Raw genomic sequence first — 25,300 nt, 5'->3', positions numbered from 1 at the left:
GGATAGGGTTCAGATCTGCTGGGCGCGCAGCGACGCGAATTCCGCGCGGCACACATCGCTGAACTTGCCGAGAATGTCGATCGAACCATCCGCAAGCATCTCGTGAATCTGGATAAAGGTCTTGTCCGGCGCGAGGTAGGTGTCCACGATCTTGCGTCCGATCACATCGGCTTCGTCCGCGACCTGGCGCGACGACTGCACGCGCATGCGGCTGATCTTCGCGTAGAGATTGCCGAGCGCGGCGAGATCGGGCTCGCTGTGTTGCAGCGCGTGGACATAGCAGTTCGTCGCGTCCTCGATGAACGCCTTGTACAGGTCCTGCCGCCAGGTGAGGTCATGCGTGAGCCACTCCGCTCTAACGTGGGTGCGCTGGGTCAGCCAGCTGGCGAGAACCGAGGTCAGGCCGCCGATGGCGGCGCCGACCAGTGCAGCCAGCGCGGAGATGGCCGATGCGTTCATGAAGCATCCTCTCATTGCCTGTCACGGTTATTCATATTAGTGCCCGTGCGGACATTTTTCCCGGTCCGAGCGCGACTTTTTAGCGCTGCGCGCCCACGCGAGCCGTCCCTCCCGCATCACCCGTCCGGCTCCCCCGTTCAGGGGATATGTCCAGATCGCGTTCGCGCCGATCATTTGTCTATCGGGACGACACAGCAAGCCGACGCAGCAATGAAGCCGTGTTTGCCCGCCATCCAGTTCAGGACTCAAGGAGATTCAGATGCGGGACGATGCCACGGCCACCACGCCCTCGGCCTATGCTTATCCATTGCTGATCAAGCAACTGTTGCACACGTCGTTCGTTCAGGCGCCGGACCAGGAGATCGTGTATCGCGGGCAAGTACGGATGACCTATTCGACGCTGCGCGAGCGCATCGCGCGGCTCGCCAATGGGCTGAACCAGCTCGGCGCGCGGCACGGCAGCACCGTCGCGGTCATGGACTGGGACAGTCACCGTTACCTCGAATGCTATTTCGCGGTGCCGATGATGGGCGCCGTCCTGCAGACGGTCAACGTGCGCCTGTCGCCGGCCGAGATCGCCTACACGATCAATCACGCCGGTGCGGAGATACTGTTCGTTCACACCGATTTTCTGCCTGTCGTCGAGGCGATCAAGGACCAGCTCGAAACGGTGCGTACCTTCGTCTGGATCGACGAGGAGGGCAGCGAGGCCAGTACGCACTCGATTCCGTTCTCCACCGAATACGAGGCCATGCTTGCCGCGAGTTCGGATCGCTACGACTTTCCGGACTTCGACGAGAATACGCGCGCCACGACGTTTTACACGACCGGGACGACCGGTCTGCCCAAGGGCGTCTATTTCTCGCATCGCCAACTGGTGCTGCACACCATTACCGTGATGGCGGCGCTGTCGAGCCCCGAATCCGGGCAGCGCTTTCACCGCGGCGACGTCTATATGCCGCTCACACCGATGTTCCACGTGCACGCGTGGGGCATGCCCTATATCGCCACCGTGCTGGGTGTGAAGCAGGTTTATCCGGGACGCTACATGCCGGACCGGCTGGTGCAGCTCGTGCGCGACGAAGGCGTGACGTTCTCGCATTGCGTCGGCACGATCCTGCACATGATGCTCAACTGTCCTGAAGCCAGGTCCGCCGACTTCAGCAAGTGGAAGATCATCATCGGCGGCGGGGCGCTCACGCACGGACTCGCGCGTGCCGCGCTCGAACGCGGCATCGACATCTTCGCGGGCTACGGCATGTCCGAAACGTGTCCGGTGCTGAGTCTCGCGCAATTGCCGCCCGGCGCCGAGGCGCTCGACGCCGATGAACAGTTGCGCCTGCGCTGCAAGACGGGGCTGCCGATACCGCTCGTCGATCTGCGCGTCGTCAACGAAAACATGGAGGAGGTCGTCCACGACGGCAAAGCGTATGGAGAGATCGTCGCGCGCGCGCCGTGGCTGACCCAGGGCTACCTGAACAACCCCGAAGCGTCCGCTCACCTTTGGAGCGGCGGCTACCTGCACACGCAGGACATCGCGAATATCGACCCGACGGGCAACCTGCAGATCACCGACCGCATGAAGGACGTGATCAAGTCGGGCGGCGAATGGGTCTCGTCGCTCGAAATCGAAAGCCTGATTTCGCTGTACCCGGGCGTGGCCGAAGTCGCCGTTATCGGCATCAGCGACGAGAAATGGGGCGAGCGGCCGGTGGCGCTGGTGGTGCTGCATGAGGGCGCCGTGGTCACCGAGGACGACATCAAGCGTCATGTGCTGACGTTCAGTACAACGGGACGTATCTCGAAGTACGCGGTGCCGCAAATCGTCAGGTTCGTCGACGCGCTGGAGAAGACCAGTGTCGGCAAGGCGAACAAGAAGTGGCTGCGCGCGCAGTTCGCCTGACCGGTCACGAGGAGCAATCACGATGAACATCGATAAATACGGCATCAAATACAGCATCACCACGATCGAGGAATTCGTCGGTCGGGAACTGGGTGTGTCCGACTGGGTCGTCGTCGACCAGGCACGCATCGACGCTTTCGCGCAATGCACGGGCGACACGCAGTGGATCCACGTGGACGTCGAGCGCGCCAAGCGCGAGAGTCCGTTCGGCGGAACCATCGCGCACGGTTATCTGACGCTTTCGCTGCTGGCGGCGCTCGCGATCGAAACCGGCGTCATTCCCGAGGACGCGTCCGCCGGTCTCAACTACGGGCTCGACAAGGTGCGCTTCATGACGCCCGTGAAAGCCGGAGCGCGTGTGCGAAACCGCGTGACGTTGCTCGCGGTGGACAGAAAGGACGGCGCGAGGGTCATCGTCAAGACGAAGAACGAATTGCAGATCGACGGCGAGGACAAACCGGCGCTGATCGCCGAGACGCTGGCGATGCTGATCGCCTGAGCGGACGTGTGTGATGAACGAAGCTGATGAAAGTTTGAGGAGCGGCAAAATGGCGGCAACTATTGAGGCAACGACGGCGGCAACGACAGCGGCAACTGCGGCGGCAACGACGGAAGACCTGTCGCGCGGCGAACCGGCGGACGATCTCGCGGCGTCCGCGACAGAAGGCATGTTGGGCCCCAACCCGTTTGTTGGACTGCGTCCGCGCGACGTTCTCGCCACCGCGCAGCAGATCGGCGCGCAGGCTTTTCGGCAACCGGCTTTGCTCGTGGAGCAGGAAGCGAAGCTGGTTCGCGAGCTGATTGCCGTGCTGAGCGGTAACGGGGAAGGCACGCCGCCGGCGGCGGACAAGCGCTTCGGCGACCCGGCGTGGCGCGACAATTCGTGGTACAGAATGACGATGCAGGGTTATTTCGCGTGGCGTGATGCGCTGTCCGGGTTTGTCGACCGCTCCGGACTCGACCCGAAGACCAAGGAGCGCGCGCAATTCGTGCTGTCGCTGTTCACGGACGCGCTGTCGCCGACCAACACGCTGCTCGGCAACCCCGCGGCCCTCAAGAAGGTCATCGATTCCGGCGGCGCGAGCCTGCTGGGCGGCTTCAGGAACATCGTGACGGACATGCTGAAAAATCAGGGCATGCCGGCTCAGGTCGACAAGACGGCATTCGAGGTGGGCAAGAACCTCGGCACGTCGCGCGGCGCCGTGGTGTTTCGCAACGAAGTGCTGGAGCTGATCCAGTACGCCCCGTCGACCCCGCACGTCTATGGCCGTGCGCAACTGATCGTGCCGCCCCAGATCAACAAGTACTACGTGTTCGATCTCTCGGAAGGCAAGAGCATCGTCGACTATCTGGTGAAGAACGAGTTTCAGGTCTTCGTGGTGAGCTGGCGCAATCCGACCGCCGCGCAAGCTCATTGGGATCTCGACACCTACGTCACGGCGCTGCTCGAAGCGATTACGGCGGTGCGCGACATCACGGGCAGCGACGACGTCAATCTGCACGGCGCCTGCTCCGGCGCAATGACCATCTCGGCCTTGCTCGGACATCTGGCGAGCCGCGGCGAAGAAACCGTCAACGCCGCCACGCTGATGGTCGCTGTGCTGGACAACACCGCGGATTCGCAACTCGGTCTCTTCGCGACACCGGAGGCCATCGCGGCGGCCAAGCAGAACAGCACGTCCCGTGGCGTGCTCGCCGGCGAAGAGATGGGCCGCGTGTTCGCGTGGATGCGGCCCAACGACCTGGTGTGGAACTACTGGGTCAACAACTACCTGATGGGCAAGACGCCGCCCGCATTCGACATCCTGTACTGGAACAACGATACGACGCGCTTACCCGCCGGGCTGCACGGCCAGTTGCTCGACATTTTCATCGGCAACCTGTTCACGAAGCCTCGCGCGCTGAGCATCCTCGGCACGCCGATCGATCTGTCCGACGTGACGTGCGACAAGTACGTGGTGGCCGGCATCACCGATCACATTACGCCGTGGAAAGGTGTCTACAACACGGCCCGGCTGTTCGGCGGCGATACGCGGTTCGTGCTCAGTTCGAGCGGCCACATTCAGAGTCTGATCAACCCGCCGGGCAATCCGAAGGCAAAGTTCTACATGAATCCCGAGCTGCCGGCGCACGCCGACGCATGGCTCGCGAGTGCGCAGATCGAGAAGGATTCGTGGTGGAGCGACTGGCGAGACTGGCTGGCCGCGCGTTCCGGCGAACGGCGCGCCGCGCCCGCGGCGCTCGGCAATGAACGGCATCCGTCGCTAACGGCGGCGCCGGGAACCTACGTCATGCAAGCCTGACGTGCAACACGCTGACGGCGTTGTGCGCCGTCAGCAACTCAATTTACTTTATCTGGAGAACTTAGTATGGAATCGACCAATCCCAACAGCCTTTTTGCTGAATACATCAAGCTCATCAAGCAGTTCAAGCTGCCCGGCGTCGACGCGAACGCCATTCTGGAGTCGCGCCGCAAGGACATCGAAGCACTGGCCGCCGCCAACACGGCGGCGCTGACGGGCATGCAGTCGCTCGGCCAGAAACAGATGGAGATTCTGAACGCGACGATGACGCAGCTCCAGTCGCTGGTCGCGCAGCAGAGTGCGGCGCAGAACAAGCCGGCCGCGGGCGAGGCAGTACAACAGGCGTTGCACAGGGCACTGACGGACATGCAGGAACTCGCCCACACGGCGTACCGCGCCCAGGCCGACAGCTATGCGGTGATCTCGAAGCGCGTCGCCGAGAATGTCGAGGAGTTGAAGGCGCTGCTGCAACGCGCGCGGTGATACAGCGAGGGCGTCGTCTGGCGCCGATACCACGATGCTGTGCGTTGCGAGAAGCCTGTGTCCGGATGAAAAAAATGAATACCAGTCCCGAGTCTGTCAGCAGCATGGAAATCCGGATGATCGATCTGGACGGCCAGTTCGTGCGCGTCGGCATCCGGCACGGCAGCGATGCCTTTGCGCCGCTTCTCGTCTTCAACGGCATCGGCGCCAATCTGGAACTCGTCGAGCCGTTCGTCGAAGCGCTGGACGACGTCAGCGTCGTCATTTTCGACATTCCCGGTGTGGGCGGCTCGCCGCTGCCGCTCGCGCCTTATCGCTTTTCGACACTCTGCGTGTTAGCCGACAAGCTGTTGCGGCGGCTAGGGTATGACGGGGCTGTCGACGTGCTCGGCGTATCGTGGGGCGGCGCGCTCGCGCAGCAGTTCGCGCGGCAGTATCCGGTGCGCTGCCGCAGACTGATCCTCGCCGCGACTTCGCCCGGTGTGCTGATGGTGCCGGCCAGACTCTCCGTTCTGTCGAAGCTGATCGGTCCGAGACGTTATACCGATCCGGCCTATCTGCAAGAGGTCGGGCCGGAGATCTACGGCGGTGCTTACCGGCGCGATCCTGACCTGCTCAAGGAGCACGGCCGCCATATCCAGCCGCCGCGCGGCCGCGGATACCTTTATCAACTGATGGCCGCCTGGGGTTGGACCAGTCTGCATTGGCTCTGCACCTTGCGTCAGCCGACGCTCGTCATGCACGGCAACGACGATCCCATCGTGCCGCTGTCCAACGCCAGAATTCTTGCGGCGCGCATCCCCGCTGCCGAGCTGTATGTGATCGACGACGGCCACCTGTTTCTCATCACGCGGGCGAAGGAGGTTGCGCCTGTCGTGCGCGAATTTCTGCGCCGGGAGGGGAGTTGAGCTTGCGGACTCGCGGCGATCGAAGCGCGAACCGTTGCGTATTTGTGGCTAGCGTGGCCGCGATCGTTTGCCGAAGCCGGTACGGTCGGCGGATCGTCTAGCTATTGCCTAGCAGTCCCAACGCTTGCGCGCGTGCGACGGCATGCGCGCGTTTGTCGACCGCCAGTTTGACGAAAATGCTCTTCACGTGGGATTTGACCGTCTCAGGTGCGATCCCGAGATTGCGCGCGATTTCCTTGTTCGACAGCCCTTGCGCGATCAGCCCGACGATATCGCGTTCTCGCGCGCTCAGCGATTCGCGTTCGGCGTCACGCTCACGCGCCGACGCGCTGCCGGGCTGATAGAGCGCACGCCAGCCATCCAGCAGACGGTCGATGTAATTCGCCACGTCCTTCGTTTGCGCGGTATTGCGCGTCGCGTCGCGAACCGCCTGCAATAGCGGCCCGATTTCAGGACCCTGGTCGAGGATGGATTGGTAAAGGCCTGTGCACGCGGCTATTTTCACGACCTCGCCAAACACCTCGATCGCCTCGTGAACTTTGCCCGCGTTCATCCACGCGAGCGCGAGCGTGGTTCGCAGGCGTAAAGCGAGGTAGTCGACGTGACGGCTTTCGGCGCTGTGCCGTGCGGCGCTCAAATCTTCGACGGCGGCGTCCGTTCGGCCCTGTGCCATCGCCACGCAGGCCGTGGCGAGTGCGCGATAGTTGTCTATTTCCGCCGACACAGGTGGAGACGATTGCGTATCCTCGCCCGCGAGTCCGTCGAGTTGAGAAACACACGCGGAGGCTTCCGCCATTCTTCCTTCGCTGATATGCAGCCGCGTGCGCTCGACCAGCGCTGCTGCAACGAGGCGACGCCAGCCGCGCTGATAGCCGAGAGTTTGCGCGCGGTCGAGCAGCACGTACGCGTGCGCGGAATTCGAACGCGCCACCGCAATCCGGATGAGCAGGCGATACGCGATCAGCACGCTATCCAGCAGGACGGCCAGATCGACGATGGGCATCAGATCGAGCAGCAGCGCCTCGGCCTCATCCAGACGGCCCTGCTCGTAGCGGATCTGCGCGATCATCGGCGCGCACAAGGCGGCGGAAATGGACTGCGGGCCGGAATAACGCTCGGCGAGATGCATCGATTCCATGAAATACCGCTCGGCAAGCACGAAGTGCATCTGCTGCATTTCCGTGTGGCCGAGCAGGCACAGCCGGTACACCGAGGAGAACACATTTCGCTGGTCCTCTTCGATCGAATAGGGCACCCAGGGTGTCGCGTACAGCGCTTCGAGGTTGCCTGCTTTCCAGTGCCCGAACCGCACGACGTTGGACACGACGTTGGTGGTCCAGACATCGGTCGACGGCCGCGCGAGACAGGCCTGCGCCATCGCGAGCGCGCGTTGCGGATCGTCCTGCAACGCGGCGAGCACAGCATGGATCGCCTCGCATTCCCAGCGTATGTGGTCGGTGTCGGCGCCGCTGGCGGTGTCGTGCGCCAGCGCGTCGAGCATCGCCAGCGCGTCGTCGAAGCGTAATGCGAGCGCCATGCCCCAGGCGATCGCCAGTCTGACCTGTACCTGTCCGCGCATCAGGTGCGCCGGGAACTGGCGCTGCCAGCCCAGCAGCGTGAGCAGATCGCCTTTCGTCACGAGCGCCATCGCGCAGCGGCCCATCAGCGAGATCGCGTCGTCGGTCGCGCCTGCGGCGATGGCGTGCCGGACAGCGTCCGTCCATTGCTCCTGTTGCGCGTACCACTGACACGCGCGGCGGTGCACGTCCGCCACCTCGTCGCGGTGCTGCGTTTCAAGCCGTTGGCACAGGTAGTCGCGCATCAGATGGTGATAACGGAACCAGTGTCCTTCGACGTCCATCGGCTCCAGCAGAAGCTGGCGCTCGGCGATCGCTTCCAGCATGCCCTGGCTGTTGCCGACGCCCGTCACCGCCGCGCACAGCGACGCGCTCAGCCGATCGAGGATCGCCGTGCGCAGCATGAACTCGACCATCTCCGCGGGCAGATGTTTCAGCATGTCTTCGAGGTAGGCGGCGAACGGCCGGGACGCACCGGACGGCGTGCCTGATTCCGCCCCCGGCGGATGGTCTTTCCGGGCCAGCACCGAGGCCGAAATGCGTAGCGCCGCGGCCCAACCCTCGGTGCTCGCGAACAGCGACTTGATGGTGGAAGCGTCCGGCTTGCCGCGACACTCGCGTTCGATGAAGCTTTGCGTTTCCTCGAAGTTAAAGCGCAGCGCCGCTGCGTCGATTTCCAGCAGTTCATTCCTCGCCCGCAAGCGCGCCAGCGGCAGCGTGGAATCGACCCGGGTGCACACCACCACGTGCACGTGCGACGGCATGTGTTCGATGAAGAACGCTACGACTTCGTGAATGACGGGAAGGTTGATCAGGTGATAGTCGTCGAGGAAAAGATAGACCTCCTCATCGACTTCGACCAGTTCGTTGATCAGCGTCGCCACGATGGACTGCGCGGGAACGAGGGAGGCGTCGGCGGTCAGGCCGATCGCCGACGCACCGATGTTGCCGCAAGCATGCCGCAATGCCTGCGCGAGATGGTGCAGAAAGCGGGCGGGTTCGTCGTCGTCGGTATCGAGCGAAAGCCAGGCAACGTGCGCGCCGCTCGTGCGCAACTGGTCGAGCCACGCGAGCGCGAGCGAGGTCTTGCCGAAGCCCGCGGGCGCCTTGATGACCGTGAGCCGTTTGTCTTCGGCAAGCGCCGCCAGATCGATCAGCCGCGGGCGATCGATCAACCCCCTCGGCATGCGCGGCGGCAGCAGCTTCGTAGCGAGAAGCAGAGAGGGCCTGGCTGGCGCGATTACATCGATTACTTGCATCGGCGGCTCCGGGCACTCGGGTCGACCCTGGCTGTCATCCCCCGCCCATGCCAACGCGCTCCCCTATACGGGGGATATTGCGCAACGCCACGCGGAGTCACCATAGATTCCATAGAGGAGATCGAAGTGCGGCCGGACAACGGTTCTGTGCGCCGATTTACCGCCTGGGGTGGCTGGCGAGGCGTGTGCCTATGCGGTGCACGGTTGACCCGATGATACGCCAACCACCTCGAAGAAGAAGGCGTGTGCGGCGCACGCATCGTGCTGCGATGCACAAGCCCGGACCACAGGGTAAGGGGCCGCTCCTGCCATCACGTAGGGCGCAGGGCGGTTGTGCACGTGGATGAGCGCGCCCCGAAACGTTCCGAACGATGCCCTCTCTTTGCGGCCGCTCGCGTGGCTGGCCGGATGAAATGCTTTTGTACACACGGAGTCGTCAATGAAAGTACTGGTACCTGTCAAGCGCGTCGTGGATGCGAACGTGAGGGTTCGCGTGAAGGCCGACGGCAGCGCCGTCGATATCGCGAACGTGAAGATGTCGATGAATCCGTTCGACGAAATCAGCGTGGAAGAGGCCGTGCGCATGAAGGAAGCGGGTGCCGTGACCGAGGTGGTCGCGCTGTCTTGCGGCGTGCCGGCATGCCAGGAAACGCTGCGCACGGCAATGGCGATCGGCGCGGATCGTGCGGTGTTGATCGAGTCGAGCGAGGATTTGCAGCCGCTCGCGGTGGCGAAGCTTTTGAAAGCGCTGGTCGACAAGGAGCAGCCGCAACTGGTGATGCTCGGCAAGCAGGCCATCGACGACGACGCCAACCAGGTGGGCCAGATGCTGGCGGCGCTGCTTGGCTGGCCGCAGGCGACGTTCGCCTCGCAGGTGACGCTCGAGGCGGGAAAGGCCACGGTGACGCGTGAGATCGACGGCGGTCTGGAAACCATCGAAGTCGATCTGCCCGCCATCGTCACCGTCGATTTGCGCCTGAACACGCCGCGCTACGCCACGCTGCCCAACATCATGAAGGCGAAGAAAAAGCCGCTCGACGTGGTGACGCCGCAGACGCTTGGTGTCGACGTCACGCCGAGGCTGACGACGCTGAAGCTCGCGGAGCCGACGAAGCGCGCAGCGGGCGTGCGCGTGGCCGATGCCGCGGAACTGGTGAGCAAGTTGAAAAACGTTGCTCGCGTCATCTGATCGAAGGAGAGAGACATGCCCGTACTCGTTATTGCAGAGCACGACAATCAGGCGCTCAAGGCGGCGACGCTGAACGCCATCACGGCCGCCGCGCGTCTTGGCGGCGACATTCATGTTCTCGTGGCTGGAGCGCAATGCGCGAAGGTGTCCGAGCAGGCCGCCCGCGTTAGCGGCGTGACCCGCGTGCTCGTGGCCGATGCCGCGCACTATGGTCACGCGTTGGCCGAGAACCTCGCCGCGCTCATCGTGAAGATCGCCGGGCCGTACAGCCACATCATGGCGCCGGCCACCACGACCGCGAAGAACGTGATGCCGCGCGTGGCCGCGCTGCTCGACGTTGCACAGATCTCGGACATCGTTGCCGTCGAGTCCGCCGATACGTTCGTGCGCCCCATCTACGCAGGCAATGTGCTCGCAACGGTGCGAAGCGCGGACACCGTCAAGGTCATCACCGTTCGAACGACAGCCTTTGCGGCGGCAGCGGCAGCGGCATCGGCAAAGACGGAAAGCAGCGGGGCCGCGATCGAAGCATTGGAGCACGCGCCCGAAGTGCAAGGCTCGCGCTTCGTGAGTCAGCAGCTGACGCGCTCGGAGCGCCCCGAACTGACGTCCGCGCAACGGGTGATTTCGGGCGGCCGAGGCATGGGGTCGCCCGAGAACTTCGCACTGCTCGACGACATTGCCAACCAGCTTGGCGCAGCGGTGGGCGCGTCGCGCGCGGCGGTGGATGCCGGCTTTGCGCCGAATGACTACCAGGTCGGTCAGACCGGCAAGGTGATCGCTCCACAGTTGTATATCGCCGTGGGCATCTCCGGCGCGATCCAGCATCTGGCCGGGATGAAGGACTCGAAGGTGATTGTCGCCATCAACAAGGACGAAGAGGCGCCGATCTTCCAGGTTGCCGACTACTGGATCGTCGGGGATCTCTTCAAGGTGTTGCCGGAACTGTCCGGCGAACTGGCCAAACTGCAACAGAACTGATTCGGGACAAACGATGAGCACCTATATTGCACCGCTGCGCGACATGCGTTTCGTGATGACGGAACTGGCGGATCTCGACGCGCTGTCGTCGCTGCCGGGCCTCGACGAGGTCACGCCTGAACTGGCCGATGCCGTACTCGAAGAAGCCGCGAAGCTCGCGGCCGAAGTGCTCGCGCCGCTCAATAAAACCGGCGACGGGCAGGGCGCGCGTCTGACGCAGGACGGCGTGGTCGCAGCGGACGGTTTCGCGCAGGCGTACCGGCAATTTTCCGCGGGAGGGTGGAGCGGCCTCAGCGGCGACCCCGCGTTCGGCGGCCAGGGCCTGCCCGAACTGCTGCATGCGGCCACCGTGGAGATGTGGAATTCCGCCAATATGGCGTTCGCGCTGTGCCCGCTGCTGACGGCCGGCGCCACCGAGGCATTGCGGCAGCATGGCTCGGAGGATCTCAAGCAGCGCTATCTGCCTCAACTCATCAGCGGTGCGTGGACGGGCACGATGAACCTGACCGAACCGCAGGCTGGATCGGATCTCGCCGCCGTACGCACGAAGGCCGTGCCGGACGGTAATCAGTATCGTCTCTACGGCCAGAAAATCTTCATCACGTGGGGCGACCACGACATGACGGACAACGTGATCCATCTCGTCCTCGCCCGCACACCCGATGCACCGGAAGGCGTGCGCGGGATTTCGCTGTTCCTCGTGCCCAAGTTCCTGCTGAACGCCGACGACTCGCCGGGGCAGCGCAATGACGTTCACTGCGTGTCCCTCGAGCACAAGTTGGGAATCCACGCGAGTCCGACCTGTGTGATGAGCTTCGGCGACAAGGACGGCGCGATCGGCTATCTGGTCGGCGAGAAGAACAAAGGCCTCGCGCACATGTTCACGATGATGAACGAAGCGCGCCAGAAGGTCGGCATTCAGGGGCTCGCGATGGCGGAGCGCGCCTACCAGCAAGCCCGGGAGTATGCGAACGAGCGCGTGCAGGGACGTCTGGCGGCAAGCCGCTCAGGCCAGGCGGTCGCCATCATTCATCACCCGGATGTCCGTCGCATGTTGCTGACGATGAAGTCCCAGATCGAAGCGATGCGCGCGTTCGCCTACGTGATGGCGGCCGACATGGATCGCACGCACCGGCATCCGGACGATAGCGAACGTGCGCGACATCAGGCGCGGGTCGATCTGCTGATTCCGGTGCTGAAGGGCTGGTGCACCGAACTGGGTGTCGAGATCGCGTCGCTCGGCGTGCAGGTGCATGGCGGGATGGGCTACATCGAGGAAACCGGCGCGTGCCAGTTTCTTCGCGATGCCCGCATCGCGACGATCTATGAAGGCACGACCGGCATTCAGGCCGCGGACCTGGTGGGACGAAAGCTCGCCTCGGACGGCGGAGCCGCGATGTCCGCGCTCGTCGCGGAGATGCGTAGCGTTGCGCTGGAAGCCGGGCAAAGCACGGACGCACGGCTCGCGCCGATTGGTACGGCCGTCGCGGCAAGTGCGCAGGCGCTCGAAGACGCGACGAAGTGGATGCTGTCCGCGTTGTCGACAGACATCGATGGCGCGCTGGCGAGCTCCGTCGACTATCTGATGATGACTGGATACGTGTGCGGCGGATGGCAGATGGCACGCGCTGCGCTGGTGGCGTCGAAAAAAGAGGCAGCCGGTGAGGATCAGGAATTTCACCGCACGAAGCTCGCCACTGTGCGTTTCTACGCGGACAAGATCTTGCCGAAAGTTCAAGCCCTTCAAACGGCGATCCTGCGCGGTGCATCCGGTGCAGTCGACATGTCGATCGAGCAGTTCTGAATCGAACGTGCAACAAGGGGGAAGGCCGCGCCGTGAAGCGTCATGCGCACGCATAGTCGAAGTCGGGTTCATCGGCGTACACGCGGCGGATTCCAGTTTTATGTAATAGCCGCGCTTCCTCCTGCTCACTATCATCGAGACAAGTCAGGGCCCGGAGACGTCCATGAGCAAGGAAGTTGCGGAAATCATCGTCGAAGTTCTCGAGCAGGCGGGCGTAAAGCGCTGCTACGGCATCGTCGGCGATACGCTGAATCTCATCGCCCACCACATTAACGAGAGCGACATCGAGTGGGTCCATGTGCGTCATGAGGAGGCCGGGGCGTTCGCCGCGGAAGCCGAAGCCCTGTTGACCGGCAATCTGACCGCCGTGGCGGGAAGCTGCGGCCCGGGCAGCCTTCACTTCATTAACGGCCTCGTGGACGCGAACCGTAATCGGGCTCCGGTTGTTCTGATCGCAACCCAGGTGGCGAGCGAGGAAATCGGTTTCAACTTTCCGCAGGAAGTCGATTTCAAGGCGATCTATGGATCGTGCAGTGTTTTCTGCGACATGATCATTACGCCGCAGCAGGCACGCCGCAAAGCGGTGATTGCCTGTCAGACCGCCATTGCGAAGGGTGGCGTAGCCGTGCTGATCGTTCCAGTCGACATCGCCCATGCCAGTACGAGCGACGACGTTCCGTACTCGGTCCATACCAATGTGCCCGTGGTCCGGCCGAGCGACGCGGACCTCGACCGTGTCGCCGAGATCCTGAATGCAGGCGAGAAGATCGCGATCTATGGAGGCTCGGGATGCCGTGGCGCTCACGCCGAGATCCTTGCCGTAGCCGAGCGGCTCAAAGCGCCGATTGCCCACACGTCCCGCGCAAAGGACGCGCTTGAACACGACAATCCGTACAACGTCGGCATGACGGGCATCATCGGTGGCGAAGCGGGCTATCTGGCGGTATCCGAATGCGAGACCTTGCTCATGCTGGGCGCCGACTTCGCATGGCGGCAGTTCTACCCGCAGAAGGCCAAAATCGTCCAGATCGACATCGCGCCCGATCATCTCGGGCGCAGGCATCCGGTCACGCTGGGGCTGGTCGGCGAGATCAAGTCCACGATGGAGGCTCTGCTGCCGCGCCTCGAACCGCGCACATCGACCGAGTTCCGCGACAAGCTCGTCGAACGGCATGCCCGCGCGGTGGAAACCCATCGCGCCAAGGCCGTCGCGTCGAGCCGCGGCACGATCCCGCCCATCTATCTGACCGAGCTGATCAACCGGCACGCAGCGAGCGATGCACTCTTTTGCGCCGACGATGGGACGCCTACTGTCTGGCTTTATCGGCATATCGATACGAATGGACAACGCCGGGTGTTTTCGAGTCTGCTGCACGGCACGATGGCCGCGGCCCTGCCGATGGCATTGGGGCTGCAGAAGTGCCAGCCTGGACGCCAGGTGATTTCCATGTCCGGCGACGGCGGCCTCGCCATGCTGTTCGGCGAGCTCATGACGGCGGTGCAGGAGAAGCTGCCCATCAAGGTGGTGGTGTTCGACAACGGCAAGCTTGGATTTATCGACATCGAGCAGAAGTCCGAAGGCATGCTTCCGCTCTACACGGGTCTGCAAAATCCGGACTTCGGCAAGGTCGCCGAAGCGATCGGCTTATGGGGGCGCACGGTGACGAAAGCCGATGAACTCGAAGACGCCGTCGTGATGTGGTTGAACGCGCCCGGCCCCGCGCTTCTGAACGTCAAGGTGGACACGATGACGCTCGTGATGCCGCCGAAGATAGAGTGGGGCGCTGCGTACGGCATGGTCCTGTATTCGGCGAAGGCGCTGCTGCAGGGGCAGTCCGCCGACGTGTTCGCGATGATCCGCGAAAATTTGTAGGACTTGCGCAGTCAGCGCGTCGTAATCCGCTGGGCCCCGGAACTCGACGACTACTCTCGCAGGGTTCCGCCGCGGGCCGAAGGCGAAGTCCGGCCCCCCACCTCAGGGAAGCGGATCGAAGAAAAGGTAGACGGCAGCGATCTTGCCGTCGCGCGCAATGATGAAGTCGGTGCCGGCATATTCCGGCGCCTTGCCCGGGGTGCCGGAGACCCACTTGACCCGGCCGCCGTCGCCGGTCGTCTCCGGTTCGGCGATCGGCTGATACTGAAAGTCGGGATGCGTTGCCTTGATCGCACCGGCTATCTGGTCGATCGCGGCATGTCCGCGATATACGCCCTGCTTGGGGTCGTAGAAGACAGCGTCCTCGTGGAAGAGTTCTTTGAGTGCCGCGCGCCGGCGGACGGGATCTATCTCGCCGAAAACATCGCTGAGGTTGCGAAGCAGTAAGGTCGGGATGGTGTGAGACATGTTCATGATAAGGATTCCTATGATGGATGATCGGGGCTGCGGCGGTAGCGAGCTTCCACGTTCGTACGCGTTCAGATCTGCGTCATGCCGCCGTCGACCACCAGTTCCGTACCGGTGATGTAGCTCGCATCGTCGGAAGCGAGAAACGACATGGCCTTCGCCATCTCGTCCGCGCTTGCCGCACGCCCGAGCGGCGTGCGGTTCGCTACGTCCACGAGGTATTGCTCGATATCCCGCTCGCTCATGCCCAACTCGGACTTGTAGGCCGGCGTGACCACCACACCGGGCGCGATGAGGTTGACGCGGATATCCCGGCCTTTGAGATCGGAGGCCCAGGTGCGCACGAACGATCGGAGCGCGGCCTTGGTCGCTGCGTAGACACCGAAGGATGGCGTGCCCTGGTTAGCGGCGATCGAGCCGGTCACCACGATGGCGCTGCCTTTGCCCATCAATGGCAGCGCCTTCTGCACGGTGAACAACGTGCCCTTGACGTTGATGCCGAAGTATTTATCCACCTGGGCTTCCGTGATCGTGCCAAGCGCGGCAAATTCGCCACCGCCTGCATTGGCGAACAGGATGTCCAGGCGTCCATGCGCATTCCTGATCGTGGTGAAGATACGGTCCAGGTCCGCCGCCACGGCAACGTCGCCTTGAATGGCCGTGACACCGTGCCCGATGTCAGCCGTGGCCTTGTCCAATTCACTCTGGCGACGGCCGGTGATGAAGACGATCGCACCCTCGCGGGCGAGGCGCCTCGCGGTGGCGAGGCCGATGCCGGAGCTGCCCCCGGTGATCAAGGCGATTTTGCCGGTGTGCCTCGCGGCGTGAAGGTTGGTGAGGTCTGAAATCTGCATGAGAGAACTCCGGAAAGCGGCACATGCCGCGTGACGGTGTTCAATTTATGCCTGGTCAGAAAAGGAATAAACTGGTCATTCGTGACTTCTTTATTCACAATTGGAAAAAATACGCCAGTCATAGGGGACAGGGGAAACCGCCATGGATCACCTGCAGGCCATTCGTGCGTTCGCTCGTGTTGTCGAAACCGGCGGCTTCAGCCGCGCGGCGGAATCGCTGCAGATGCCCAACGCAACGCTGAGCAAGTCGATCCAGTTTCTGGAGAAACATCTCGGGGTGAAGCTGTTTGAACGCAGTACACGACGGGTCAGCGTGACCAGTGACGGGGCGGCGTACTACGAACGCACCAAACATCTGCTGGCCGAGCTGGACGACGTCGAGGCCACCCTTGGCCGTGCGCGAGCCAACCCGCGTGGCCGGCTGCGAGTGGACATTGGCGGCTCGACGGCGAGTGGCCTGCTGATTCCCGCGCTGCCTGATTTCTGCGCGCGCTATCCGGATATCCAGTTGCAGCTTGGCGTCACCGATCGCACTGTCGACGTGATCGGCGAAAACATCGATTGCGCCATTCGCAGCACCGCGGACGATGGCGCTCTGATTTCCCGCAAGATCGGTTCGCTCGCCTGGGCCACTTGCGCCAGCCCAGCCTATCTGGCGCGCTATGGCGTGCCGGCTCATCCGCAGCAAATCCTCGATGACGGCTTTCCCGTCGCGGGCTATTTCTCAGCGCAGAGCGGGGTCATACAGCCGCTGCATTTTCTCGATGACGGCAAGCCACTTGAGATTCATCCGCACTGCAATGTCATGGTCAATGAAAGCAATGCCCACCTGGCAGCGGCACTGGCCGGCATCGGGATAGTGCACACCCTTGACTTCATGGTGCGGGCCGCCGTCGAGCGCGGTGATCTCGTGGTTATTCTCGATGCCTGGCGGCCGAAGCCTCTGGATATCTACATCTCCTATGCACCAAGCCGCCAACTCAGTACCAAGGTGCGGGTATTCGCCGACTGGGTGACGCAGCTCTATGAACGCATTCAAAATCCATCAACACTTGGAACTGGGGGCATGCATTGAGATGGCTAATGCATGTCACCCCTTAAGCTGCGCCATCAAACCGGCAATATCCCCCATGCCCCAGTGCTCCACGATCAAGCCATTGCTAATCCTGAAGATATCGCATGACGAGAACCGCAGACGCCTGCCGGTGGGCGGAACACCCATGTACAAACCCGTATGGGTACCTTCATAAGTGAAGTTGGCCGCGCAACTGTCACCCTCTGTCAATGCTTTGTCGACGACTACCTTAAGGTCCGCCATGCCGTCGATACGTGCGCGGAACAGCCTGACCGTCAGCTCCTTTGCCGTTCCCCCGGCGGATGGCGGGCTGGCGGCGCTGAACTGATGGTTCACGTAATTCGATGAGAACAGGGCCGCGAAGGCGTCGATGTCGCGCTCACTGAGCGCTTTCGCAAAGCGCATCACAACATCTGGCTTACCATCGGAAAACGCCATCGCGCCGGAGGCGGGTAAGGCGGCACATGCTGATGCCGTCAATCCACGGGCAATCCAGTCTCGTCTGTTCATTCATGCTCCGCTTCGTTGTTTTAACCGGGAATCAGGGCCCACTGGTTGCCTGCTTTCCCGCCGGCTGTGTTCACAGCAACATCTTCAGACGGACAAAGCCGGAAGGAGCGGGAGAGTCCTGCTGTCAGGGTGTCCTTTTTCCGGGACCCTTCGAAGGCGGATCTCATCCAGCAGCGCCAATTTTTCCACTCAATGCCTTTAAAGGGAAGGTGGCAAGAAACGTCAGGAGTGCGCACGCCATCATGAACCAGGCCGGCGCCACCGGCGTGCCGGTCCTGCTGATGAGCCATGTGCCGATCAGCGGCGCCGTGCCGCTGAAAAGCGTGAAGCTCAGATTGAACGCGATGGCGACACCGCTAAAGCGAACGCGCGTGGGAAACATATCGGCGATGATGCATGCAAACGTGCCGCTGACGAGTGCCGCGCCCAGGCCGGCGAGGAACATCAGCAGAATCAGATCGATGCTGCGCGCGACGAGTGCGGAGTAAAAGGGCAGCGCAAGCACGGCGAGAATAAGGGCACCCGCGCGCATCAGATAACGCCGCGGCACGCGGTCGCCGATGTATCCGACGATCAGGATACCGATCGATGCCGTCGCGAGCGCAACATTCTGACCCACGGCGGCCGCATGCGGGTCGTAGTGGAGAACCTTGTCGAGGTATGCCGGCATATGCGCGAACAGCAGGCCGTTGTAGCCCGCCGTTGCCGCTGTCGTGAGCACGCCGGCCAACACGGCGCGCCAGTGCTCGCGCCATAGTTCGGCGAACGGATGCTTCGACGCAAGATGCTTCATGTGGGCAAACTCGGGCGTCTCTTCGAGCTTGCGGCGCAACCAGAAGCCGAGCAAGCCGATCAACCCGCCGAACACGAAGGCGATGCGCCATCCGTAGACGGGTATCGCGGCGGGTGTGAGGACCGCGTGCACGAACAGGTTCATGCTCGCCGCGAGCAGCACGCCCGAATTCACGAAGAAGAACACGATGCCGCAGACGAAGCCCGCACGCCGCGGTACCGTCTCGACGACATAGGTGATCGAGCCCGGCAGCTCGCCGCCCAGGCAGAAGCCCTGAATCAGCCGCAGGCCGATCATCGTGAACGTTGCCGTGAGCCCCCAGCTCGCGTAGGTAGGAACGAGGCCCATGCCGATTGTCGAAAGCGACACGACGATCACCGAGACGATGAACACGCGCCGCCTGCCATAGCGATCACCGAACCAGCTCAGCACCATTCCGCCGATAGGCCGGGAAAGATAGCCGATGGCGAAAACGGCGAACGACATCACGAGCGACATCATCGGATTGAGCATCGAGAAGAACGCAGCGCCGATGAACTGCGCGAATACGCCGTAGACGACGAAATCATAGAACTCGAGCGCACCGCCGAGGCTTGCGAGCACGAGCAGTCGCCATTGGCTCGCGGTGAGGCGCTCACCGGAAGCACCGAGCGCGGGCGTGGATTCGAGTGTTGGCATGCTTGTCTCCGTGATCTTATATGTCGTTTTGCAATGCATACATCGGTGCATCTTCAGTCGGGCGCTACCGTCACCATCTGCGAAATGTCCGCGTCAGCCAGGCCTCGTTCGACCGCATGTGTGAGCCATTGGCAGGTCCATCTTTCCGGGTCCGCAAAGACGCACGCACGGTGCCGCTTCCTCGGTCCTCGCTGCCGCGTTCATGCGGTATCCCCATGCGTTGGGGCGTCGTAGGGCCAGTCGAGATTGCCCGAATGCGTCACCGCGCCGAGATGCGCGGGCCGCACGAGCGCCGCATATTTCTCGAGCACGCCGGCCAGCCGCTTCGGCTCGAGCGGCGGCATCTGCGCGCGGCGCAGCGCGACTTCGTCGTCTGAAAGTTCCACGTGCAGCACGCCCTCGCGCGCGTCGATGCGAATGCGGTCGCCGTCGCGCAGCAGCGCAATCGGTCCTCCTGCGGCCGCCTCAGGTCCGATGTAGCCGATACACATGCCGCGCGTTGCGCCCGAGAAGCGGCCATCGGTGAGCAGCGCAACTTTCTCGCCCATACCCTGGCCGTAAATCGCTGCCGTCACGCTCAGCATTTCCCGCATGCCGGGTCCGCCACGTGGCCCTTCGTTGCGTATCACGAGCACGTCGCCCTCACGATAGCTGCGCGCCGCGACCACGGCCATGCAGTCTTCCTCGCATTCGAAGAGGCGCGCGGTGCCGGTGAACGTCAGCGATTTCAGGCCGGCGATTTTCAGGCACGCGCCATCGGGAGCAAGGTTGCCGCGCAGAATCACGAGGCCACCGTTATGCGAGAGCGGGGCGTCACAGGTGCGCACCACTTCTCCGTCAGGGCCATCGAAGTGCGCCAGTTCTTCCTCGAGCGTCGTGCCCGCGAGCGTGAGCGCGTCGCCGTGCAGATGGCCGCCGGCCAGCAGCGCATTGAGCACAGCGGGCACGCCGCCTGCATGATGGAGGTCCTGCGCGAGATAGCGTCCGCCCGGCTGCAGATCGCCGATCAGTGGAATGCGTGCGAACACGCGTTCGACGTCGTCGAGCGTGAAGCGGATACCCGCCTCGTGCGCGATTGCCGGAATGTGCAGGCAGGCATTGGTCGAACCGCCCGTTGCCGCCACGGCCGCGCAGGCGTTTTCGAGACTCTTCACGGTGACGAGATCACGCGGCAGTGGACCGCCGCAGCGCAAGGCGTGCATTACAGTTTCGCCGGCGCGCCGCGCGATGGCGATACGCTCGCTGTAGACGGCCGGCACCATCGCCGAGCCGAGTGGTGCGAGGCCAAGCGTTTCGGCGACCATCGCCATCGTGTTGGCGGTGAACTGGCCGGGACACGAGCCGGCCGTCGGCGTGCAGCGCTTCTCGATCGCGTCGAGTTCGGTGCGCGTGATGTCACCGCGCTGCGCCGCGCCGACGGCCTCGATCGCATTGAGGATGGTCGCCTGGCGTTGCAGTCCGTGGCCCGCACCGCCCGGAATGGCACCGGGCGCTGTGCCCGGCAGCATCGCACCGCCGAACAGGAACACGCCCGGCACGTTCACGCGCACCATGCCCATCAGCATGCCCGGCAGCGTCTTGTCGCAACCGGCGACGCCGACGATCGCGTCGTAGCCGTGCGCGCGCACGAAGAGCTCGACGCTGTCCGCGATCACTTCGCGTGAGACAAGGCTCATGCGCATGCCCGCGTGGTTCATCGACGTGCCGTCCGATACCGAGATCGCCGTGCCGCGGATCGGCACGCCGCCGCCGGCGGCCACGCCGAGGCGCACATTGTCGGATACCTGGTTCAGCGACATCGAGCACGGTGTGTTCTCGCCAAACGTGTCGACGATGGCGACGAAGGGCTTCTGCATCGACGCTTCATCGAGCCCGGTTGCGCGCAGGAACGCGCGATGCGGCGCGCGCGTGATGCCATCGGTCACCATCCGGGAGCGGTGCTTGTGGAGGTCTGTCATGTTCGTCTCGAGGTGAGGGCGATTCGTTGCCTGTAGCGCCTGTTCGATCGGCTTACCGGTTGCTTTCGGGATCATGCGGTTGTGAGCAGAAAACCGTTTTCGGCCGCGATGATCTGCCCTGTGATAGCCGGTGCCTGATCGACGAGGAAAAACGCGAGGTCCGCAATTTCGGCTGGTTGTGAGACGCGCTTGAGCGGAGAGTTCCCGGTCATGCGTGCAAGCACGTCGCGATATTGTTCGGGTTGGAGTGTGCGCTGCAGCAGGCCGTCGTCGACCATGCCGGGTGCGATCGCGTTCACACGCACGTGTGGCGCGAGCGAGCGAGCCAAAGAGAGAGTCATGGTGTTGACGGCACCTTTCGACGCTGCGTATGCGATCGACGAACCGGTGCCGTTCAACCCGGCGAGCGACGACACATTCACGACGCTCGTGCTGCGCGCCGCTTGCGCCGACTCGCGCAGCAAAGGCGCGGCGGCGCGCGTCATCTGGAAGAGCCCGATGGTGTTGACGCGGTAGACGCGCTCGAATTCGGCGGCGTCGATGTCGTCGAGCGCGTGATGCGGGATCGCGCGTGTCGTCCCCGCGCAATTGACGAGCGCGTCGATGCGCCGCCAGCGGTCGGCGATCGTGTCGATAGCACGGCGGCAGGCGGCGGCGTCGCCGACGTCGGCGTCGAACACCAGCGTCTGCGCGCCGAGAGCACGGCATTCGGCTTCGACCGCGAGCGCATCGTGCCGCGTGCTTTCGTCGAAATTGCCGATCGCGACGGACCAGCCCGCCCGTGCGAAGCGCATGGCCGTGGCGGCGCCGATGCCGCTTGCCGCGCCCGTGATCGTGCAGACCGGCGCTGCGGTATGCGTCATGTTGAGAATCCTCGATGCAATGAATGGGTTACCGTTTGCGATTGCGTTTTGCCGCGTGCGCATCGACATGTGCAAGGACACATGCAGTGCGTGCGCGACGGCGATCGACAAAGCGACGGAGAGGGTGAGCGGGCAGTGCGGGATACGCGGCGGAGTGCGGCGCGTCCCGCCCGGATAACCGGGTACTCATGTCGTCTCCTTGGCGTCTCTATAGCGTCTCTGCGGCGCTGTCCCCGGTGCCGCCCGACGAGCGTCGGGGCATGCGGCGTATCTCGACCGGCTTTGTTATGCTTTGCCTGCGCCAAAATCGGGGATCGGTTTGAAACCCCAAGAGTAGCTGTCTCCGGTGGGCCGCCGCAAATTACTCTTTTGGTATCGCGCATAATCGAATGGTTATGCCGAATACGAAAAACCCCCTATGCAGAACGACGATTCCATCGACCGGTTCTTCCGCAGCGGCCTCAAGCTCCCGCATCTGCGTATCCTCGTCGCGTTGGCCGAACTCGGGCAAATTACACGTGTAGCCACGGCTTTTCACGTCACGCAGCCCGCCATCTCCAGGCAGATTGCGGAAATCGAACAGGCGATGGGTGTGAGCGTCGTGAACCGTGTCGGCAATGCGCTGGAATTCACGAGTATCGGCGAGGTGATCGTGACGAGCGGGCGCGAGATATTGCGTCAGCTGGAATTGGCGCGCCGGGACGTGCAGGCGCTCGCGGCGGGTACGGGCGGTCATTTGCGCTTCGGCGCGGTGGCGACCATTCCCGAGCCATTGATCGCCGATGCCGTGCAGCTTTTCCTGCGGCGTGCGCCGTCCGCTTCGCTGTCGTTCGTCGAAGGGACGCTGGACCGGCTCATCAAAATGCTCGATGAGGGCGAGCTCGACATCGCTATCGGCCGCAACCGGGTCGCAACCGCGCAGACGCAGTTACGTCAGGAATCGCTGCACAGCGAGTCGTTCGTGTTCGTGGCGAGTGCGCATCATCCTCTGGGGCAGTTCGATAAGACCGTGGAATGGAACGACCTGCGCGGCTGCCGCTGGATCACGCCTCTGCACGGCTCGCCCGCCTACGCCACGTTGATCGAGACGCTCTCCGCGCACGGCATCGTGCCGGGCGCGAGCAATGTCGAGTCCAGTGCGCTCTCGCTCAACATCACACTGCTCACGCGTGGCGAATTCGTCGCGATTCTGCCCCTCTCGACGGCGCGCCTGCATGCCATGCGAGGCCACATGCGCATCCTGCCGTTGCCGCCGCTCGAACCGCTCACCGAAATTGTCGCGTACTGGCGCGTCGACGCGTTGCGGGGCGCCGAGCTGCTGTTTGTCGAATGTCTCAAGGAGGCGGCCAACGAGATACGAAAGGAATGAGCGGCTGCCGTGAGTTCACGGCATTCGGGTTCACGGGTTTCCTGATGAATTCGAAGCGCTCGCGATAACAAGGCAGAGAGCGGGGGGCAGAGAGCGGGGGCAGAGAGCGAAATCAGGTGATGCCGCCCAGTTTCAATGCATCGATGGTCATGTGTGCGCCGAGTGCAGCCAGAACGATCCCCATCGTCCAGCGTTGAGCCAGCAGGAGTCCTGGGCGGCGGGAGAGGAAAGCTGCCATGCTGCTCGAGCAGATTGCCACGAAACCATTGACCGAGGCGAACGCGATGATCAGCAACGAACCGAGCACGAGCGATTGCCTGAGAACGCTGCCGTCCTGGTAGTTGATGAATTGCGGCAGAAGTGACAGGAAAACCATCGCGAGCTTGGGATTCAACAGGCTGGTGGTTGCGCCCATCGCAAGGAGCCGGTAAGGCTGTTCGCGAGGCAGATCGCGAACCTCCAGCGGAGAACGGCCGCCGGGCTTCACTGCCTGCCACGCCAGATAGAACAGATACACCGCGCCCGCCGCGCCCAGGACGCTGCCTGCGTAAGGCACGCTCAGGAAGAACGCGGTGATGCCGAATGCTGCCCCGAACATGTAGAAGAGATAGCCGAGCATCACACCCGCAAGCGAGATCAGCCCGGCGGCGCGCCCTTGCGCAATCGAACGTGACATCACGTAGACCATGTTCGGCCCCGGTGTCACGGCAAGCATGCCGCCGACCGCCAGAAATCCGTAAATCGATGCCGTGCCGTGCATTGCGCCAACTCCGCGAGGTGGTTACCGAGAATAGTATCGGCCTGATGCATGATCTGGTAAAACGGATTAAATTGAATCTATTAATCAGATTTTCTGAATAAAATGAAAAAACTCGATCTGGACGTGCTTGAGATGGTGGTGGCGGTTGCCGACACAGAATCGTTCGTTCGCGGGGCGGAGTCCGTGCATCGGTCTGCGTCGGCAGTGAGCATGCAGATCAAGGCGCTCGAAGAGGCGCTGGGCAAACAGCTCTTCGTGCGCAGCACCCGTAACGTCAGCATTACCGCAGAGGGCAAAACGCTTCTGGATTATGGCCGGCGGATGCTTGCGTTGCGGGATGAGGCCTGGGCGTCGGTGGTGCGTCCGGAGGTGAAGGGGCGGGTAACCATCGGCATTCCCGACGACTACGCTTCATCGTTGTTGCCCCATGTTCTGGGGAAGTTCGCGGTCACTCATCCGCGTGTGGACATCCGGGTCATCGGCTTGCCCAGCAGCGCGCTCGTTCCATTGCTCAAAGACAACACGCTCGACCTGGCATGCATGACGAAAACAAAGGGCGTCGCGGGTGAATTCATCCGGTTCGAGCCGATGGTGTGGGCCGGATCGCCGGCAAGAAAGATGTGGGAAGAGCGTCCGCTTCCAATCGCTGTGTTCGCACAGGGCAGTACTGCACGTGCTTATGCCATCAGTGCGCTTCAGCGGGAGAACATCAAATATCGCATGTCTTACGAGAGTCCGGGTTTGCTGGGGCTCATCAGCATGGTCGAAGCAGGGCTTGCGATCGCGCCTCTCGCAAGATGCAGCGTGCCAGGGCACCTTGTTCAGCTATCGCAAAACGATGGGTTGCCTTCGCTGAATGAACTCGAAGTGGTCCTTGTACGCAGCGCCCGTTCCGGACGGCCGCCGTGTGATTTCCTCGCTGAGCAGATTCTGGCTGAATGGAGGGGCTGAGTTCCATGCGCGGAACAGGTTGTGCTTAAGCTGGCGCCGGCACAAGGATACGGTTAATAAACCCGCGAAGGCCTCGCTCGCGGGGCCTGCATTTTGTCGTATTCGTCACGTCGATGTTCATTCATGCCTTTCCGATTATGCAAAATGCTTAATACGCTCCAGACGATATAAAGACTACTGTCCAAACGTTGACGGCCAACACTCAATTCCGCCCCAAAAAGACCATCGAATTACTGGAAGAAGTCCAGAATAATATCTCTGTTCGAAAAATGTAAACATTGC

21 protein-coding genes are annotated in these 25,300 nt (G+C 62.9%); 12 read left to right on the top strand and 9 right to left on the bottom strand.

The window, feature by feature from the left end:
• Positions 1-9: 9 nt before the first annotated feature.
• The gene (locus tag B9Z01_RS00760; protein ID WP_085480359.1) at positions 10-459 is read right to left on the bottom strand and encodes a hypothetical protein; all 450 of its coding nucleotides are present in this window, start codon (positions 457-459) and stop codon (positions 10-12) included.
• 259 nt (positions 460-718) lie between these two features.
• Between B9Z01_RS00760 and B9Z01_RS00755 the strand changes: the two genes are divergently transcribed.
• The 5 genes from B9Z01_RS00755 (at position 719) to phaZ (ending at position 6,056) form a co-directional block, all read left to right on the top strand.
• Complete coding sequence (locus B9Z01_RS00755) at positions 719-2,362, top strand: fatty acid--CoA ligase (protein WP_085480358.1); 1,644 nt, start codon at positions 719-721, stop codon at positions 2,360-2,362.
• Positions 2,363-2,384: 22 nt separating this feature from the next.
• A complete protein-coding gene (locus tag B9Z01_RS00750; protein WP_085480357.1) occupies positions 2,385-2,861 on the top strand; it encodes a MaoC family dehydratase in 477 nt (158 codons plus the stop codon).
• A gap of 169 nt (positions 2,862-3,030) precedes the next feature.
• Positions 3,031-4,665 (top strand): alpha/beta fold hydrolase, encoded by a 1,635-nt coding sequence (locus tag B9Z01_RS00745; RefSeq protein WP_420814642.1) that lies wholly within the window; start codon positions 3,031-3,033, stop codon positions 4,663-4,665.
• Positions 4,666-4,731: 66 nt separating this feature from the next.
• The gene (locus tag B9Z01_RS00740; protein WP_085480355.1) at positions 4,732-5,148 is read left to right on the top strand and encodes a phasin family protein; all 417 of its coding nucleotides are present in this window, start codon (positions 4,732-4,734) and stop codon (positions 5,146-5,148) included.
• 74 nt (positions 5,149-5,222) lie between these two features.
• Positions 5,223-6,056 (top strand): poly(3-hydroxyalkanoate) depolymerase, encoded by an 834-nt coding sequence (gene phaZ, locus B9Z01_RS00735; RefSeq protein ID WP_085480354.1) that lies wholly within the window; start codon positions 5,223-5,225, stop codon positions 6,054-6,056.
• Positions 6,057-6,153: 97 nt separating this feature from the next.
• On the opposite strand, the gene B9Z01_RS00730 is transcribed toward phaZ, so the two are convergent.
• Positions 6,154-8,892: a winged helix-turn-helix domain-containing protein gene (locus B9Z01_RS00730; protein WP_085480353.1), complete on the bottom strand. Its 2,739-nt coding sequence runs from the start codon at positions 8,890-8,892 to the stop codon at positions 6,154-6,156.
• Positions 8,893-9,331: 439 nt separating this feature from the next.
• On the opposite strand from B9Z01_RS00730, the gene B9Z01_RS00725 reads away from it, so the two are divergent.
• The 4 genes from B9Z01_RS00725 to B9Z01_RS00710 all read left to right on the top strand — a co-directional run bounded on the left by B9Z01_RS00725 (position 9,332) and on the right by B9Z01_RS00710 (position 14,739).
• Entirely contained in the window at positions 9,332-10,081 is a 750-nt protein-coding gene (locus B9Z01_RS00725; RefSeq protein ID WP_085480352.1) for an electron transfer flavoprotein subunit beta/FixA family protein, read from the top strand.
• 15 nt (positions 10,082-10,096) lie between these two features.
• Positions 10,097-11,062: an electron transfer flavoprotein subunit alpha/FixB family protein gene (locus tag B9Z01_RS00720; RefSeq protein WP_085480351.1), complete on the top strand. Its 966-nt coding sequence runs from the start codon at positions 10,097-10,099 to the stop codon at positions 11,060-11,062.
• 13 nt (positions 11,063-11,075) lie between these two features.
• Complete coding sequence (locus B9Z01_RS00715) at positions 11,076-12,866, top strand: acyl-CoA dehydrogenase C-terminal domain-containing protein (RefSeq protein WP_085480350.1); 1,791 nt, start codon at positions 11,076-11,078, stop codon at positions 12,864-12,866.
• Between the two features lie 163 nt (positions 12,867-13,029).
• Positions 13,030-14,739: a thiamine pyrophosphate-dependent enzyme gene (locus B9Z01_RS00710; protein WP_085480349.1), complete on the top strand. Its 1,710-nt coding sequence runs from the start codon at positions 13,030-13,032 to the stop codon at positions 14,737-14,739.
• Positions 14,740-14,841: 102 nt separating this feature from the next.
• Here B9Z01_RS00710 and B9Z01_RS00705 read toward each other — a convergent pair whose 3' ends face one another.
• Both B9Z01_RS00705 and B9Z01_RS00700 read right to left on the bottom strand, forming a co-directional pair.
• Positions 14,842-15,213 carry a nuclear transport factor 2 family protein gene (locus tag B9Z01_RS00705; protein WP_244195892.1) on the bottom strand — a complete coding sequence of 124 codons (372 nt, stop codon included), beginning with the start codon at positions 15,211-15,213 and terminating at the stop codon, positions 14,842-14,844.
• A 65-nt stretch (positions 15,214-15,278) separates the two neighbouring features.
• Positions 15,279-16,061 (bottom strand): SDR family oxidoreductase, encoded by a 783-nt coding sequence (locus B9Z01_RS00700; protein WP_085480348.1) that lies wholly within the window; start codon positions 16,059-16,061, stop codon positions 15,279-15,281.
• A 142-nt stretch (positions 16,062-16,203) separates the two neighbouring features.
• Here B9Z01_RS00700 and B9Z01_RS00695 point away from each other — a divergent pair, with 142 nt between their 5' ends.
• Positions 16,204-17,136 carry a LysR family transcriptional regulator gene (locus B9Z01_RS00695; protein ID WP_085480347.1) on the top strand — a complete coding sequence of 311 codons (933 nt, stop codon included), beginning with the start codon at positions 16,204-16,206 and terminating at the stop codon, positions 17,134-17,136.
• 15 nt (positions 17,137-17,151) lie between these two features.
• Here B9Z01_RS00695 and B9Z01_RS00690 read toward each other — a convergent pair whose 3' ends face one another.
• From B9Z01_RS00690 to B9Z01_RS00675, 4 genes are all read right to left on the bottom strand, one after another.
• Positions 17,152-17,646, bottom strand: a complete 495-nt coding sequence (locus B9Z01_RS00690; RefSeq protein WP_085480346.1) for an ester cyclase — start codon at positions 17,644-17,646, stop codon at positions 17,152-17,154.
• A gap of 163 nt (positions 17,647-17,809) precedes the next feature.
• Complete coding sequence (locus B9Z01_RS00685) at positions 17,810-19,117, bottom strand: MFS transporter (RefSeq protein ID WP_085480345.1); 1,308 nt, start codon at positions 19,115-19,117, stop codon at positions 17,810-17,812.
• Positions 19,118-19,317: 200 nt separating this feature from the next.
• The gene (gene ilvD / locus B9Z01_RS00680; protein ID WP_085481132.1) at positions 19,318-21,075 is read right to left on the bottom strand and encodes a dihydroxy-acid dehydratase; all 1,758 of its coding nucleotides are present in this window, start codon (positions 21,073-21,075) and stop codon (positions 19,318-19,320) included.
• Positions 21,076-21,146: 71 nt separating this feature from the next.
• Entirely contained in the window at positions 21,147-21,938 is a 792-nt protein-coding gene (locus B9Z01_RS00675; RefSeq protein WP_085481131.1) for an SDR family NAD(P)-dependent oxidoreductase, read from the bottom strand.
• A gap of 418 nt (positions 21,939-22,356) precedes the next feature.
• Between B9Z01_RS00675 and B9Z01_RS00670 the strand changes: the two genes are divergently transcribed.
• Positions 22,357-23,307 (top strand): LysR family transcriptional regulator, encoded by a 951-nt coding sequence (locus B9Z01_RS00670; protein WP_085480344.1) that lies wholly within the window; start codon positions 22,357-22,359, stop codon positions 23,305-23,307.
• Between the two features lie 112 nt (positions 23,308-23,419).
• Here B9Z01_RS00670 and B9Z01_RS00665 read toward each other — a convergent pair whose 3' ends face one another.
• Positions 23,420-24,067 (bottom strand): LysE family translocator, encoded by a 648-nt coding sequence (locus B9Z01_RS00665; protein WP_085480343.1) that lies wholly within the window; start codon positions 24,065-24,067, stop codon positions 23,420-23,422.
• Between the two features lie 102 nt (positions 24,068-24,169).
• Between B9Z01_RS00665 and B9Z01_RS00660 the strand changes: the two genes are divergently transcribed.
• Positions 24,170-25,018, top strand: a complete 849-nt coding sequence (locus B9Z01_RS00660) for a LysR substrate-binding domain-containing protein (RefSeq protein WP_085480342.1) — start codon at positions 24,170-24,172, stop codon at positions 25,016-25,018.
• The last annotated feature ends 282 nt before the right edge of the window (positions 25,019-25,300 follow it).

It is taken from the genome of Paraburkholderia susongensis (genome assembly GCF_900177725.1).
GTDB lineage: Bacteria > Pseudomonadota > Gammaproteobacteria > Burkholderiales > Burkholderiaceae > Paraburkholderia > Paraburkholderia susongensis.
This window is presented reverse-complemented; position numbering and strand designations above follow the sequence as displayed.